Annotated in this window: 1 protein-coding gene; it reads right to left on the reverse strand. The window is 69.5% G+C overall.

Annotated features, from left to right (window positions below):
* Positions 1–27: 27 nt before the first annotated feature.
* Entirely contained in the window at positions 28–1,074 is a 1,047-nt protein-coding gene (locus ACH4U7_RS53190) for an IS110 family transposase (RefSeq protein ID WP_398534946.1), read from the reverse strand.
* Positions 1,075–1,325: the final 251 nt, after the last annotated feature.

Raw genomic sequence — 1,325 nt, forward strand, 5'->3', positions numbered from 1 at the left:
CGCATCTCGGGGTGCCTCTGTGTCTTGTCAAGTCGCCTGAGATGACTGGTGTTTGGCCTTGCGTTCGTCGGCGATCATCACGCGCCACACGTGGTCGGCGAGTCGGCGCTTCAGGCAGCGTTTGGCTTCCCTGGGTGTCTTTCCTTCCGAGAGTTTCCGCTGGTAGTAGGCGTGCCCAGGGGAATTCGGCATTCTGATCTGGACGACCGCGATGGTGTGGAGTACGGAATTGAGCTGACGGTCACCGGAGCGTGAGAGCCGGTGGCGTGCCTTGTCCGCGCTGGCGATCTCGATCGGGGCGGCGCCGGTGTAGTTCGCGAACGCCGCGGCGGTGGCGAACCGGCTGGCGCGTCCGACGCGGCCGACGATCCGCGCCGCCAGCACCGGCCCGACGCCGGGCGTGTTCGTCAGCGTGCTGCCCGAGGACCTGACGAGTTCCTCCATGCGCGCGGCGTTCTCGGCCAGTCGTTTGTCCAGCGCGCGGATCTCCGTGACCAGGTCGCGGGCAAGGTATTTGCGGACCTGCTCGACGCCGCCGGCAGGGCGAACCGTGCGCAGCAGCGCGGCGGCCTGGTCCGCCGAGAGCTGAGGCGGAGCCCCGCCGGGCAGCAGATCACGCAGCACTGCGTGCAGCTGGTTGACGGTGCGGACCCGGGCCTGGGCGAGGTTGACACGTCGCTCGTCGAGCAAGGCCAGGGCCGTGGTGTGGCCTTCCGCCTCCACTTCGCGGCCGTCCCCGTGCACGTAGGCCGTAGCCGCAGCGGCGGCGTCGATCCGGTCGTTCTTGCGGCCGCCGCCACGTGTGAGCTGGCGGATGCGGCTGGTCGCCGAGGGCGGAACGTCGGCGACGCTCTCCCCGCGGGCGATGAGCCACTGGGCCAGGTGGCGGCCGAGCCCGTTGGCGTTCTCCACCACCCACGTGCGCTGCGGCCAGCGGCGGGCCCAGGCCAGGAGCCGCCGGTACTCCGCCAGGGTGGCTTCGATCCTCAGCGAACCCGTCTGCTGATTCGAGACAGGGTCGACGGCGGTAGCAGTGTGAGTGGACTTGTGCGGGTCAACGCCGAGCAGTATCACGGGAGTTCGTTCCTCACGGCCGGAAGACGGGACATCCACGGCCGACACACCGACTTCGGGAACCGCTGGTCGGGACACGCCTCTGTTGAGTCAGACCGTGGCCGGACACCGGGCCGGCGGCACACCCCGAGCGGGCCAGCCCCGAGGGGCGGCAGGAACCTCACGAGCCATCCAACCCAGCGTCCTACGGCACGCTACGAGCGGCCAACCCGACCGCGCACCGCTACAGCCAATACAAGTCGGGAACCTCA

The organism is Streptomyces sp. NPDC020845, assembly GCF_044334165.1.
GTDB lineage: Bacteria > Actinomycetota > Actinomycetes > Streptomycetales > Streptomycetaceae > Streptomyces.